The 14,141-nt window shown below is 70.9% G+C and carries 11 protein-coding genes; 7 read left to right on the top strand and 4 right to left on the bottom strand.

The features are described from left to right. Positions 1 to 9: 9 nt before the first annotated feature. From ABD401_RS06915 to ABD401_RS06905, 3 genes are all read left to right on the top strand, one after another. On the top strand, positions 10 to 1,056 hold the full coding sequence (locus tag ABD401_RS06915; protein ID WP_344602994.1) for a class I SAM-dependent methyltransferase: 1,047 nt from the start codon (positions 10 to 12) through the stop codon (positions 1,054 to 1,056). An 8-nt stretch (positions 1,057 to 1,064) separates the two neighbouring features. Next, positions 1,065 to 2,195, top strand: coding sequence for a class I SAM-dependent methyltransferase (locus tag ABD401_RS06910; protein ID WP_344602993.1), 1,131 nt, complete (start codon positions 1,065 to 1,067; stop codon positions 2,193 to 2,195). A gap of 113 nt (positions 2,196 to 2,308) precedes the next feature. Beyond that, positions 2,309 to 2,506, top strand: coding sequence for a hypothetical protein (locus ABD401_RS06905; RefSeq protein ID WP_344602992.1), 198 nt, complete (start codon positions 2,309 to 2,311; stop codon positions 2,504 to 2,506). A 25-nt stretch (positions 2,507 to 2,531) separates the two neighbouring features. Here the strand turns inward: ABD401_RS06905 and ABD401_RS06900 are convergent, their stop codons facing one another. Then, on the bottom strand, positions 2,532 to 3,650 hold the full coding sequence (locus ABD401_RS06900) for a glycosyltransferase family 2 protein (protein ID WP_344602990.1): 1,119 nt from the start codon (positions 3,648 to 3,650) through the stop codon (positions 2,532 to 2,534). Between the two features lie 68 nt (positions 3,651 to 3,718). Between ABD401_RS06900 and ABD401_RS06895 the strand changes: the two genes are divergently transcribed. Then, on the top strand, positions 3,719 to 4,810 hold the full coding sequence (locus ABD401_RS06895; protein WP_344602988.1) for a class I SAM-dependent methyltransferase: 1,092 nt from the start codon (positions 3,719 to 3,721) through the stop codon (positions 4,808 to 4,810). 10 nt (positions 4,811 to 4,820) lie between these two features. After that, the gene (locus ABD401_RS06890; RefSeq protein WP_344602986.1) at positions 4,821 to 7,034 is read left to right on the top strand and encodes a molybdopterin-dependent oxidoreductase; all 2,214 of its coding nucleotides are present in this window, start codon (positions 4,821 to 4,823) and stop codon (positions 7,032 to 7,034) included. Here the strand turns inward: ABD401_RS06890 and hisS are convergent. Genes hisS through ABD401_RS06875 form a run of 3 tightly spaced genes read right to left on the bottom strand, consistent with a single transcriptional unit; the run spans position 6,983 to position 9,741 of the window. Beyond that, the gene (gene hisS, locus ABD401_RS06885; protein WP_344602984.1) at positions 6,983 to 8,305 is read right to left on the bottom strand and encodes a histidine--tRNA ligase; all 1,323 of its coding nucleotides are present in this window, start codon (positions 8,303 to 8,305) and stop codon (positions 6,983 to 6,985) included. The two genes, ABD401_RS06890 and hisS, sit on opposite strands and share 52 nt — an antisense overlap. Before the next feature lie 27 nt (positions 8,306 to 8,332). Next, entirely contained in the window at positions 8,333 to 8,815 is a 483-nt protein-coding gene (locus ABD401_RS06880) for a GNAT family N-acetyltransferase (RefSeq protein WP_344603198.1), read from the bottom strand. A gap of 14 nt (positions 8,816 to 8,829) precedes the next feature. Further along, positions 8,830 to 9,741, bottom strand: coding sequence for a class I SAM-dependent methyltransferase (locus ABD401_RS06875; RefSeq protein ID WP_344602982.1), 912 nt, complete (start codon positions 9,739 to 9,741; stop codon positions 8,830 to 8,832). A 746-nt stretch (positions 9,742 to 10,487) separates the two neighbouring features. On the opposite strand from ABD401_RS06875, the gene ABD401_RS06870 reads away from it, so the two are divergent. Both ABD401_RS06870 and ABD401_RS06865 read left to right on the top strand, forming a co-directional pair. Next, positions 10,488 to 12,278, top strand: a complete 1,791-nt coding sequence (locus ABD401_RS06870; RefSeq protein ID WP_344602980.1) for an ABC transporter ATP-binding protein — start codon at positions 10,488 to 10,490, stop codon at positions 12,276 to 12,278. Further along, on the top strand, positions 12,275 to 14,047 hold the full coding sequence (locus tag ABD401_RS06865; RefSeq protein ID WP_344602978.1) for an ATP-binding cassette domain-containing protein: 1,773 nt from the start codon (positions 12,275 to 12,277) through the stop codon (positions 14,045 to 14,047). The genes ABD401_RS06870 and ABD401_RS06865 overlap by 4 nt, the downstream gene beginning before the upstream one ends. The last annotated feature ends 94 nt before the right edge of the window (positions 14,048 to 14,141 follow it).

Raw genomic sequence — 14,141 nt, 5'->3', positions numbered from 1 at the left:
ATGCCTCAGGTGAGCGAGGCGGAGCGCGCGCGGTACCAGGAGGAGATCCAGCGGGGCTGGAGCCGTTTCTTCGAGCCGCGTCGGTACGACTGCCCGTGGTGCGGGTCGACCGACCTGACGCAGCGGCTGCGGACGACCGACATCATGCAGCGCAAGCCCGGTGTGTTCTACCTGGACCGCTGCAAGACCTGCAACCACATCTTCCAGAACCCGCGCCTGAACATCGAGGGCCTGGAGTTCTACTACCGCGACTTCTACGACGGCTTCGGCCGCGAGTTCATCGACGGCGTCTTCGCCTCGCAGGGCTGGCTGTACGAGCCGCGCGCGAAGATCGTCGAGGGCTTCTTCGGGCCGGAGGGGCCGAAGAACTGGCTCGACGTCGGCACCGGCTACGGCCACTTCGCCAACGACGCCCGCAAGATCTGGCCGAACACCACGTTCGACGGCCTCGACATGGGCTCCTCGCTGTTCACCGGCAAGGAGCGCGGCTGGCTCGACACGATCTACCCGGGTGAGATCGACGACCACGTCGAGGCGATCCGGCACCGTTACGACGTGATCTCCATGCACCACTACCTGGAGCACGTCCGCGACCCGCGGCACGACCTCGACGTCGTCGCCGACGTCCTGCGTGAGGGCGCGTACGTCTCGATCGAGGTGCCCGACGCGCAGTCCTGGCTGGGCAAGGCCTTCGGCCGCTGGTGGGCGCCCTGGTACCAGCCGCAGCACCAGCACATGCTGCCGTTGCCGAACCTGCTCGCGGCCCTGAAGGAGCGCGGCCTGAACCCGGTGCGCGTGCAGCACCGTGAGGCGCACATCGCCGGCGAGCTGTCCTGCGCGGTGATCTTCTTCCTCACGCACGTCTCGCCGAACCCGGACTCGCCCTGGCTGCCCGAGCGCACCCCGGCGCAGCGCAAGCTGCACGAGGCGATCTGGAAGGTCGCCCCGAAGGTGCTGCAGCAGACCTTCAAGGCCGACTTCAAGTACCTCGGCCCGGCCGTCATGCGCTTCGGCGGCTCCAACGCGTTCCGGGTGCTGGCCCGTAAGGAGGGCTGACCCTCCTCATGTGCGACACCTGCGCACCGCCCGCCCCGCCGACCAGCCAGGCCGACTACGAGGCGATGTTCGACGCGGCCCGGCCGTACTACCAGGCCGAGATCGCCAAGGGCATCGACCGCTTCTGGTACCCGCGCCGACACGACTGCCCGTGGTGCGCGTCGAAGGACCTCAAGCGGATGTTCGCCGCCCGCGACACCACGCAGGGCAAGCCGGGCCGCTTCGAGCTCAACCGGTGCCGCACGTGCGGGCACGTCTTCCAGAACCCGATGCTCAACCCGGACGGGCTGAACTTCTACTACAAGGACTTCTACGACGGCATCGGCCGCGCGACGATGGAAGCCGTCTTCGACCCGCGGACCGAGATCTATCAGTCGCGGGCCAAGATGCTCTCCCCGTTCTTCGGCCCGGGCGAGGGGCCGCGCAACTGGCTCGACATCGGGGCCGGCTACGGCCACTTCTGCCGTGACGCCGCCACCGTCTTCCCGGGGACGACGTTCCACGGCCTCGACCAGGGTCAGGGCGTCCTCGACGCGGTCGAGAAGGGGTGGATCTCGCACGCCCACCACTCGTGGTTCCCGGACCTCGAGGCAGAACTGACGGGGCGTTACGACGTCATCTCGATGTTCCACTACCTCGAGCACGTCATGGACATCCGGACCGAGCTCGACCTCACCCACCGGGTGATGCCCGACGGCGGGTACCTGTTGATCGAGGTCCCCAACCCGGAGTCGATCCTGCGCGTCCTCGGCCGCTGGTGGATCCAGTGGTTCCAGCCCCAGCACCTGCACATGCCTCCGCTGGGCAACCTGCTCGCGGCCCTGACCGAGCGGAACCTCAAGCCGGTCGCGGTCCAGCTCGCCGAGGCGCACATCCCGGTCGATCTGATCTGCGCCGCCGGCGCCCCCTTCATGGCCTACGCGCCCCACCCGGGTGCTCCCTGGCTCACCCAGCCCCGCACGAAGTGGCGCGAGAAGCGCCACGAGCTCGTGTGGACCAAGGTGTCCCCGCCGTTCCTGAAGTTCGCCTACCGCGCGGACAACTGGCTGGACCCGATCATCCGGAGGACCGGCCAGGCGAACCTCTACCGCGTCCTGTGCCGCAAGGAGGGCCCGAACCCCCTCGCGCGCGGGGTGTGACCCAGACGGTGGCCCAGTTGGTCCGTTTTGTTCTAGATTCCGACCGAACGGACCACGGCGAACATCCGAGAGGACGAACCGACGACGCCGCTTCTGCGTCAAAATTGGTGATCATGAGCAACCACGAGACTCCTGCGCGCACCGCGCCCCTGCCCGTGTGGGCGGCGGCCGCGGTTCTCGTCGGCCTCGTGCTGCTGGCGCTGGTCCCGGCGATCGGCCCGGCCGGCACCGTCATGGCCGCCGGTGTGCTCGGCTCGTTCACCTTCGTCGTCCTCACCGTCGCCCGTCGGCGGCCGGTCGAGAACAACTGACGCCCGGCGACGGCCACGCGGACGATCAGGCGATCGCGCGGCCCTTCCAGGTGACCGCGTCGCGCTTGCGGCGCCGGACCGAGTCGACGTAGAGCCCCACCGACAGGGCCGAGGACGCCGGGTGGAACAGGGCGTCCGGGACGAGCCGGTCGCGGGACGAGATGCCCGAGATGACCCGGCCGGTCACGCCGGCGGCGTAGCCGAGCATCCCGAGCTTCGATCCGCGCAGGGCCGCGAGCAGCGGCAGCACGTCGGAGGCGAGCACCTTCGCACAGGTGCTGACCAGCACCCGGTTGTTCGGGAACAGCACCCACAACCAGCGGGTGTAGCCGTCGCGGAGCTCGGCGAAGTTCTCGTACATCCGGCACGACGCGATCCCCGACCCGCGGACCGCGACGCCGCGCGAACCCGTGGCCTTCAGCGTGGCCGCGAGCCAGACGTCGTCGATCATCGCGTCCTGAATCGCCTCGTGGCCGCCGGAGCGCTTGTACGCCGCGGCGTCGACCACGATGAACTGGCCGTTGGCGAGCAGCGAGCCGGGCTCGTGCGAGTCCTCCGCGTGGCGCATGTCGACCACGGACAGGCGGACCCAGCCGTTGACCGGCTGCATCAGCCGTTCCCCGAAGCTGCCGACGATCTGACGCGGGAAGGGCGAGAGGTAGTCGAGGTGCTTCTCGCGGAGCAACGTCACCGCGGAGGCCATCGCGTGGGGCTCGAACTCGACATCGGCGTCGACGAAGACGAGCACCGAGCCGGTCGCGGCCTCGGCCAGCTGCGCGCAGGCGTGGGGCTTTCCGCGCCAGCCCTCCGGCAGCGGCTTGCCGGTCAGGATCCGCACGCGCGGGTCCTGACCGCCCGCCTGCCGAATGACGTCGGCGGTGCCGTCGGTCGAGTTGTCGTCGAGCACGAGGATCTCGAGGTCCGCGCAGCCGGTCTGCGCGACCAGCGAGCGGATCGGCGGCCCGATGCGGTGGGCCTCGTTCCGCGCCGGCATCAGGACCGAGACGCGTTCGGTCACCGTCGGCGGGGTCGACGACGGGACGTGCTCGAGCCGGGAGTTGCGCGCGATCCGGTACGCGGTGCGCACCGCGCGCGCCGTCCCCGCCGCGAGGACCGCGGTCCCGACCACCTTGCCCAGCGTCACAGCTCGCGCCCCCTCGAGAAGATGCATCGGCAGGCTACCGGGCCCGGTGCCGCCCTATCCTGATCTTCATGACCGCTGAGGCCGACGCTCCGGAGATGACCCCCGAGCTGGCCGCGCAGATCGCCGCGATCCGGGCCAAGTACGCGGCCGACGTCGCGAACGGTCTGGACCACTTCTTCGAGCCGCCGCGCACCACGTGCCCGTGGTGCTTCTCCTCGAAGCTGCGCACGCACCTGACCTCCGGTGACCAGATCCAGCACAAGCCCGGACGATTCACCCTGATGGCCTGCCGCTCCTGCGGTCACATCTTCCAGAACCCGCGGCTGAGCCTCGAAGGCCTCGAGTACTACTACCGGGACTTCTACGACGGCATCGGCGGCGCCCAGGTCGAGGCCGGGTTCGAGCTCGGCAAGGACGGCAACCTCGCCCGGGCCCAGCACCTCAAGCAGTTCTTCCCCGCCGATCCGCCGCGCCGGTGGGTCGACGTCGGCACCGGCTACGGCCATTTCTGCCGGGACGCGCGCGAGCTGTGGCCGGACACCCGTTTCGAGGGCCTCGACATGGGCGTCAGCGTCGAGGAGGGCAAGGAGCGAGGCTGGCTCGACGAGGCCCACCGCGGCTTCCTGCCCGAGCTCGCGCCCGGCCTGGCCGGCCAGTTCGACGTGGTGAGCATGCATCACTACCTCGAACACACCCGGGATCCGCGCCTGGAGCTCGACAGCGCCGCGATGCTGCTGCGCAAGGGCGGCATCCTCATGATCGAGGTGCCGAACCCGGAGAGCATCTTCGGCCGGGTCGTCGGGCGCTGGTGGTTCCCGTGGCTGCAGCCGCAGCACCTGAACTTCGTCCCCCGCGGGAACCTCATGCAGGCCTTGCGGCACCGCGGCCTGACGCCGGTGCTGGAGGTTCGCGGGGAGTCGCACATCCCCGTCGACTTCACGTTCCTCGTCGCGCTGCCGATGCTCTGGTTCGCCCCGTATCCCGGCATGCCCTGGATGAGCGAGGACATCGACCCGGCCCAGCAGAAGCGCTTCGAACGTGTACTCAAGATCGGCCCCAAGGCGCACGCGGCCGTCCAGCCGTTGGAGAAGCTGCGCACCAAGCTCGCCCACGTGACCGACCGCGGCAACACCTACCGGGTACTGGCCCGCAAGGTCTAGCCTGCGCCCCATGGGCGACCACAAGTTCTGGTGCGGCGTCTGCGAGGCCAGCTGCGGCCTGGAAGCGACCGTCGAGCACGGCAAGCTCCTGGAGATCCGTCCCGACCCGACGCACCCGAACTCCACGGGGTTCGCCTGTGTGAAGGGCATCCGGTGGGGTGACGTCCTCACCGACCCGGACCGGGTGGTCGAACCGCTGCAGCGGCAGAGCGACGGCAGCTTCGTCCCGGTCAGCTGGGAGACGGCACTCGACGACATCGGCCGCCGGCTCCGGGAGGTGATCCGACGTCACGACCGGACCTCGGTCGGCGTCGCCATCGGCAACCCGAGCGGCTGGAACTACGGCGCGTTCCTGGTCGCGTTCGGCATGGCCGCCGCGCTGCGGACGAAGCACTTCTACACAGCCGGTTCGGTCGACATCAACAACTACTGGGTGGTCGGCCACACGCTCTACGGCCACAACCTGATGACGCCGTTCCCGGACTTCGACCGCCAGGAGTTCACCCTGATCCTCGGGGCGAACCCGGTGGTCTCCCACGGTTCGATGATGACGGTGGGTCGGGTGCGCGAGCGCCTGCTCGGCGTGACCAAGCGCGGCGGCCGCGTCGTCGTCGTCGACCCGCGCCGGACCGAGACGGCCAAGCTCTTCGAGCACGTGCCGATCCGGCCCGACACCGACGCCTGGTTGCTCGCGGGGATGCTGCGGGTGATCCTCGACGAGGACCGCGTCGACTCCGGCTATCTGGCCTCGCTCGTGAACGGCGTGGACTTCCTCCGGACGCTCGTCGCGGACATCGACCTCGACCGCGCCGCGGCGGAGACCGGCATCGTGCGGGAGACGATCGAGACCCTCGCGCGCGACTTCGCCGCCGCCGGCCGGGCCTGCGTCTACGGCCGCTGCGGGACGTCGACGGGCGGGTTCTCGACGCTGACGAAGTACCTCATCGACGTCCTCAACATCGTCACCGGCAACCTGGACCGGCCCGGCGGAACGACGTTCTCGCGGCCGATGCTCGACGCCGAGCTGTTCACACGGCTGTTCAAGATCGACGGCTACGACCGCTGGCGGACGCGGGTGGACAACTTCCCCGAGGTCCTGGGCACCTCCCCGCTCGCGACGATGCCGCGGGAGATCACGACCCCGGGCCCGGGCCAGCTGCGCGCGCTGGTCACCGTCGCGACGAACCTGGCGACGACGTCGCCGAACTCGCCGGAGATGGAGCGCGCGCTCGCCGACCTGGACCTGTTCGTCTCGCTCGACCCGTACCTGACGGAGACGAACCGGCACGCGCACTACGTCCTGCCGCCGAAGCTGCTGCTCGAGCGGGAGGGCTTCCCGCTGTTCGGTCAGCTGCACTACGGCGTCCCGAACGCGCAGTGGACCGACGAGCTCGTGACGCCGCCGCCCGGGGCGCGCGACGACTGGTGGATCCTCGACCAGATCTGCAAGCGGATCGGCCTGCTCCCCTCACCGGCGCCGGGTGCGCAGCTGATGGGCAAGCTCGGCCTGCGCCTGCCCCCGTGGGTCGGCGTCGACGTGTTCATGCGTCTCGGCCCCGACGGCGACCTGTTCGGCCTGCGCCGGCGCGGCATCAGCCGCAAGAAGCTCCTGCGGCACAACGGCGCAATTCAGCTCGCGGACTCCGCACCCACCGGCATGCTGCCCAAGCGACTGCGGACCAGGTCGAAGCGCATCGAACTCGCGCACGACGTGTACGCGCGCGAGATGCAACGGCTGATCGCGCGAACGGCGATCGTCGACGAGGAGCACCCTTTGCTCCTGTTCACGATCCGGGAGAACCGGTCGCAGAACTCGTGGCTGCACAACGTCCCGGCGCTGCTCGGGGACCGGGTCTGCGTACTGCGCATCCACCCGGACGACGCGGCCGCGCGCGGGATCTCGACGGGCGCAGAGGTCGCGATCAGCTCCCGGTGGGGCCGGATCACCGCGACGGCCGCCGTGACCGACGAGGTCATGCCCGGCACCGTCGGGCTGCCGCCGCACTTCGGCCACCACGGCGGCTGGCGCACCGCGAACGGCGCGGGCGGCGGTCGCTACAACGACCTGGTGCCGAACGATCCGGAGCTGATGGACGTCGCCTCGGGCAACGCCCGGTTCAACGGCATCGCCGTGCAGGCGACGCCGGTGACTCTGGTGACGGAGCCTCAGCCTCAGGCTTCGGCGGAGGTCGGAGTCCAGGTCGCCGGGTCCGCGGGACGCTGATCGCCGGAGGCCATGTCCTTGACCTCGTGCGGCTTCCCGTCCTCGAACGGCGGGAACCAGATGTACGGGATCTGCTTGCGGGAGCCGTAGGTCAGCTGCTTCTTCAGCTTGTCCGCGGCGTGGTAGGTCTCGACCTTGATCCCGCGCGACCGCAGCGTCGCCGCGGTCGCGATCGCCTCGCCGCGCCGGTCGTCCGACGGGACGACGACCAGCACCTGGGCCGGCGAGAGCGGACCGCCGGTGATCGTGCCGTCGCCGACGAGCTTGGCAAAGATGCGCGTCAGGCCGATCGACATGCCGATGCCCGGCAGGTCGCGGCGGATGAACGAGCCCGCCAGGTTGTCGTAACGGCCGCCCGAGCAGATGCTGCCGAAGCCGGGGGCGTCGGTCAGCGTGCCCTCGTAGACCGTGCCCGTGTAGTAGTCCAGTCCGCGTGCGATCGAGAGGTCGGCGACGACGGAGCCGGCGGGCAGGTCCGCCAGTTCCCGCATCACGAAGGACAGCTCGGCCAGACCCTCGTCCAGCAGCGCGCCACCCGAGCCGAGCCGCGCGATCTCGTCGACGACCTCGGCGCCGCCACGCACCTGCGCGAGGTCCAGCACCGCCTTCACCTGAGTGTCCGTCAGGCTGAGCTCGTCGACGAGCAGCTTGGCGACCCCGTCGGGACCGATCTTGGCGAGCTTGTCGGCGATCCGGATGACGCCGATCGGGTCGCCGATGCCGATGCCCTCGTAGAAGCCCTGCAGCACCTTGCGGTTGTTGATGCCGAGGGTGAAACCGCCGATCGAAAGGTCGGTCAGGACCTCGTGGATGATCCGCGGCAGTTCGGCGTCGAACGAGAGCGGCACGGAGTCGACGTTGATGACGTCGATGTCGCACTGGGTGAACTCGCGGAAGCGGCCCTCCTGCGGGCGCTCACCGCGCCAGACACGCTGGATCTGGTAGCGCTTGAACGGGAAGACCAGGTCGTTGAAGTGCTGGGCCACGTATCGGGCCAGCGGGACCGTCAGGTCGAAGTGCAGCCCGAGCCGGGCATCGTTCGCGTCCCCGCCCTGGAGCCGGTTCAGGGTGTAGACCTCCTGCGAGGTCTCCCCCTTGGCCATCAGGACCTCGAGGGCCTCCACGGACGGCGTCTCGACCGAGCAGAACCCGTAGCGCTCGTAGGTCGCGCGGATCCGGTCGAGCCACTGCTGCTCGACGAGGCGGATCTGGGGCAGCCACTCAGGGAAGCCGGAGATCGCGGCGGGCTTGACGATGCGGTCGGAGGACATGGCCTCCGATCCTAGGTCGCGGCCTCGCTACAGCTTCCGGTACATCACGTGCAGGCCCACCGGGCCGTGCTTCGGGTGGTCGAACGCGTCCGGGATCGTCGCGAGGATCTGAAAGCCGAGCCCGAGCCACAGGGTGACGGCGGTGACGTTCGTCTCCACCACCGCGTTGAACTGCATGGCCCGGAATCCGGCCTCCTTCGCCGCGACGAGGACGTGCTCCCCGAGTGCCCGGCCCACCCCGCGCCCGGCGAAGCCGGGGTCGACGAGGAAGCTCGCGTTGGCGACGGAGGAGGCGGGCCCGTCGAAATTGCGGGTCAGCTTCGCCGAGCCGACGACGCGGCCCTGCGCGACCGCGACGAAGACCCGGGCGTCCGGGCGCATCCACCAGGCGCGAGCGGTCTCCTCGTCGATGTCGCGATCGACGGTGTACGTCTCCCCCGCCGCCACGATCAGCCAGAGGAACGGCCAGATCTGGGGCCAGTCAGCCTCGGCGGCGGGGCGGATCAGCACCGGGGGATCGAGGATCAAGCCGGCACCCTCGCCGTCCCCTTGCCACCGGGGTGGGTGGTCACCGGAGGACGTCGCGCGGTGGTGAACCAGGCACGGGACCGATGGATCAGCGAGCCGTCCGGCTCGCGGTGCTCGGAGAGCATCGCGTAGACGTCGGCCCGGGCGGCCGGCAGGTGCTCGGGGCGGACCTGGTCGATCATGATCCGCCCGCCGTGCGAGCCGACCCACGCCCAGTACCCGTCGAGGTCGGCGAACACGATGTCGTGCTGCATCTCGGTGATCTCGATGTCGACGAACCCGGAGTCGGCGAGCATCGCGGTGATCGTCTCGTGCGTGGTGAAGGGCTTGTCGGGGTTGTCCTCCCACGGCGGCCCGATGCGGTGCCGGTAGAGGATGCCCATCGTCTCGTCGAACTTCGGGTCGGAAGGGCCGAACGAGCTCATCGCGAAGCGGCCACCCGGACGCAGCAGCGCGGCCACCCGGGGCAGGGCCTTGCGGGGCTCGGGCACGAAGAACATGACCATGCCGGCGGTGATCAGGTCGAAGTTCGCCGCCGGGAAGGCGGGGTCGGAGGCGTCGCCGAGCTCGACGTGCACGTGAGCGAGCCCGCGCCGGGCGGCCTCCGCGGCGCAGAGCTGCACCATGCGCGGCGAGAGGTCCGTGCCGGTCACCGAGCCCCGGCTGCCCACCGCCTCGGCGGCCGGGAACAGGCAGTGCCCGCGGCCGCACCCGAGGTCGAGGACGTGCTCCCCCGGCTGCGGGGCGGCCCGGCGGACCAGCTCGGCCCCGAGCGGGGCGAAGAACTCGACGCCGACCTGCTCGTAGCTGTCCGCCGAGTTGTCGAACGCCGCGGCGATGATCGCCTTGGTCTCGGCGTGCTCCGGGTCGGACAGCTGCGCTGCGTGACCACCACCGGCGTCCGTCACTGCTCTCCTCCTGGCCGACGTCCCCGCATTCCGCGGGCCCGGGGGTCCGACGCTATCGCCGATTGCGGTCCGGATCGGCCTGATCGCAGACAGTCGGAATTCAGGGTCAAGATCCGGTTTTTGTTACTTCTGGTCATGATCGAATTACTGAGTGCGAGTTTTTTTCACTGGCTTTGTCGCTTTTGACCGGTCTCATGTCGGGCGGTAACCGTTTACGTATTCACAGTCGCGGAGAACGCGGCAGTCTTAGACGCGCAGTAACCGATTGGTCGCAGAGATGGTTTCACCCGAAACCGATCAAGATCAAATTCGGCCAAAGCAGTCGCTCCGGCGACTACGTAAGAAACACACGGAGTGACGCACGGTGGTGCCGGCCGGTAACCCCGGCCAGAACGACCTGCGGATCTCCACCCACCCTCACAAAAGGAGAAAGTCATGCTCGGTGGTCTTCTTGGTGGCCTGCTCGGCTCGGTCGGCGCTCTGCTCGGCACGCTGAAGGTTCGCATCGGCCTGGGCTGAAGCGCGCCCTGAGCCCCTCGCCCCTTTCGCGGGGCGGGCTCTGCAAGTGAAGGATCCCGTGCGGGCGTTTGGAGGTCGCCCGCACGGGATCCCTCACATTATCTCCCCTTCTCCAGCAAACCGGGCCAAAAGCTTGGGGTTGCTGTCTTCGTGGTGCCCATGAGCGGGCCCTGCTCCGGGCCCCCTGCTGACGTCCCGTCTGTTCCGACCGTTCTTGAGGTGACGCGGTGGCCGAGACCGAGCGATTGATCCGGACCGGAGTCCGTTCCGTCCGTGGATCTCTGCTCGTGCTGGTCCTCGCCTCGGTCGCTGTCGCCGGCGCCTCCCTCGTCCTCCCCCACGCGATCGGCAAGGCCCTCGACTCCGCACTCGCCGACGCGCCCGCGGACGGACCGCTCGGCCTGACCTGGACCCAGATCGCCGTCGGTCTGCTGCTCGGGGTCGGCGTCGCCGAGTCGATGCTCGCGCTCTCCGGCGGGGCCGTGACCGCCGGGGCCACCGCGCGCATCCGGCACCGACTCCTCGGCCACGCCACCGCCGCCGGTCCCCGACTGACGCGCGCCATCCCGGCCGGGGACCTGGTCAGCCGCACCAGCGCACACGCCGAGCAGACCGGCGCCGCGCCCGTCCGGCTCGTCGGCGCGTTCGCGGCCGGCATCCCGGCCGTCGGCGCGATGGTGATGCTCTTCCGCATCGACGTCTGGTGCGGCACCGCGTTCCTCGTCGGTCTGCTGGCGCTGAGCGTCCTGCTCGGCGCGCTCGTCAGGACCGTCACCGACGTGACCGAGCAGTACTCCGCCGCGCAGGGCGAGGTCGCCGGGCGCCTGACCGAGGCCCTGGCCGGCGCGCGCACCGTCGCGGCCGCCGGCACCGTCGACACCGAACGTGCCCGGGTGCTCGAACCGGTCGAGGACCTGCGGCGTCACGGCGCGAGCCTGTGGTCCGCCCACGCGAGCGCGGTCGGCCAGAGCGCCGCCCTGCTGCCGATGCTGGAGGTCGTCGTCCTCGCCGTCGCCGGGTGGCAGCTCTCGGCCGGGCGCATCAGCGTCGGCGACATGGTGGCGGCCGGCGCCTACGTCGGGCTCGGCGTCGAGGTCGTCAACGCCCTCGCCAAGCTGATCGCGTACGGCCAGTCCCGGGGCGCGGCGCGCCGCTGCGTCGACGCACTCGAGGTGCCCGCCACCGAGTACGGCACCGTCGAGGAACTGACCGGCCCGGGCGCGCTGACCCTGGTCGACGTCTGGGTCGGCTCCGGCGAGAACGCGGCACTGCGCGGCGTCACGCTGCACATCCCCGCCGGGGCGTCGGTGGCGGTCGTCGGCCGCTCGGGCTCGGGCAAGTCGACGCTCGCCGCGCTGTTCGGTCGACTGGTCGAGCCGGACTCCGGGCTCGTGTGCATCGACGGCCAGTTGCTGCGCGACCTCAGTCCGGCCGCGCTGCACACCGCGGTCACGTACGCGTTCCCGCGGCCGGCGCTGCTCGGCGGCACCGTCGGCGGGACGATCGCCTTCGGGCACCACCGCCCCGGGCCGGACGCCGTGACCGCGGCGGCCGAGGCCGCCGCCGCCGACGGTTTCATCCGCCGCCTGCCCCTCGGGTACGCGACTCCCCTGCCGCAGGCCCCGATGTCCGGCGGCGAGGCGCAGCGCCTCGGCCTGGCTCGCGCCTTCGCGCACCCCGGCCGCGTCCTCGTCCTCGACGACGCGACGTCGAGCCTGGACACCGTGACGGAGCTTCAGGTGACGGAGGCTCTGCAGCGCAGTGGTACCGGGCAGACGCAGGTGATCGTCGCGCACCGCGCGTCCACCGCGGCACGTGCGGACTACGTCGTGTGGCTGGACGCCGGTCGCGTCCGCGGCTACGCGCCGCACAGCACCCTGTGGGCCGACCCCGAGTACCGCGCGAACTTCGGCACCGGGGAGACCGACCCGTTCGCGATCGAGACGCTCTACCGGACCGCGCCGACCCCCGACCCGCTGGACGACTCCGCCACCCGTGTCCCCTGGGGGACGTCGTGAGCACCCCGGTCCCGACGCAGACCGCCAAGCCGGCCCGCACCCCGAGCTCGGCGGTGCGGCACGCCCTCGTCGGCGCGTGCCGCGCGAATCCCCGCGCCGCGGTGATGACCGTCCTCTGGACCGCGCTCGCCTCGGTGCCCGCGTTCCTGCACGGCAAGGTCGTCGCCCGCGCGCTCGACGACGGGTTCCTCGCCGGCGACCGCCGCACCGGTCTCACCTGGCTCGCCCTGCTGGCCGCGACCGCGCTGGTCGCCGCCGTCGGCGCGGGCAAGGCCGTGAAGTCGGTCTCCGGGCTCGTCGAGCCGTTCCGCGACCACCTCGTCGAGTTCGTCGTCGCCGAGACCCTGCAGTCCGCGACGGCCCCCGACGGTCGCCCCGACGCGGGGGCGGTCGCCCGCCTCTCGCAGCAGATCGAGACCGTGCGCGGGACGCTCGGCATGGGCATCCTCGGCATCCTCGCGTTCGTCGCGGGCATCAGCAGCTCCCTGGCCGGGCAGAGCACGCTCTCGACCGACGTGCTGATCTTCGTCGTCCCGCCGGTCGTGCTGTCGCTGGCGATCTTCGGTTGCTCCCTGCCGACGGTGGTGCGCCGCGAGCGCGCGCTGATCCTCTCCGGCGAGCAGGTCGCGGCGAGCGTCACCGGCACCATGGAGGGCCTGCGCGACATCCAGGCGGCGGGCGCCGCGGAGCACATCCGGACCGGCGTCGGCGACCGCATCGACGAGAACGCGCGGCTCGGGCGGGCCGTCGCCGCGGTCACCGCGTGGCGGCTGCTCGTCGTCGGACTCGGGGCGCGCGTGCCGATCGTCCTCATCGTCCTCGGCATCCCGTGGCTGCTGGACCGCGGCACCAGCCCGGGCGAGATCGCCGGCTCGGTGACCTACGCCGCCGCCGCGATCGCGCCGGCCATGACGGCGCTGACCGCCTGCGTCAGCGACTCGATCATCCCGCTGTGGGTGACGCTCGGGCGCATCCTCGGCGCGGGACCGACCCGCCCGGCGCCACACCCGGTGGCGCCGGGCGGCACCACCTGGCGGCCCCACCCCGCGCTGGTGGAGGTCCGGTTGCGCAAGGTCGGGTTCGCCTACGGCCCGACCGCCGAACCCGTGCTGCGCAACCTCTCGCTGACCGTCGTCCCCGGCGAGCACCTTGCCGTCGTCGGGCCGAGCGGTATCGGCAAGTCGACGCTGGTGAACCTGATCTGCGGCATGCTCCGGCCCGGGTCGGGGACGGTGACCGTCGCCGGCACCGACATCGGGGCGCTCGACCCGCAGACCCGGGCGCGCGTCCGCGTGCTGATCCCGCAGGAGGCGTTCGTCTTCAGCGGGACGCTCGGCGAGAACATCCGCTACCTCCGGCCGGACGCGACACCGGAGATGGTCGAGTGGGCCTGCTACGCCGTCGGTCTGACCGCGCTGCGGGACCGCCTCGGCGGCCTCGACGCCCGCGTCGACCCGGCGACCCTGTCCGCGGGTGAGCGCCAGCTGATCGCCCTCACCCGGGCCTACCTCTCGGCCGCGCCGCTAGCCGTCCTCGACGAGGCGACCTGCCATCTCGACCCGTCCGCGGAGATGATGGCCGAGCAGGCCTTCGCCGCCCGCGGGGGCACGCTCATCGTCGTCGCCCACCGGATGAGCTCGGCCCTGCGCGCCGATCGCATCCTCGTCCTCGACGGCGCCACCGCCGCGCTCGGCACCCACGACGAGCTGCTCGCGAGCTCCGCCCTCTACCGCGACCTCGTCGGCCACTGGCAGGGCTCCCCGGCCTGACTCCCGCCCGACCCGTCCTCGCTGTCAAGAAAGGGGGCTCCACTGACGCTTCCGTGGGTCGTTGATCGCCCCTGAACGAGCACACGCCGCTCCC

The organism is Sporichthya brevicatena, assembly GCF_039525035.1.
Classification (GTDB): domain Bacteria; phylum Actinomycetota; class Actinomycetes; order Sporichthyales; family Sporichthyaceae; genus Sporichthya; species Sporichthya brevicatena.
This window is presented reverse-complemented; position numbering and strand designations above follow the sequence as displayed.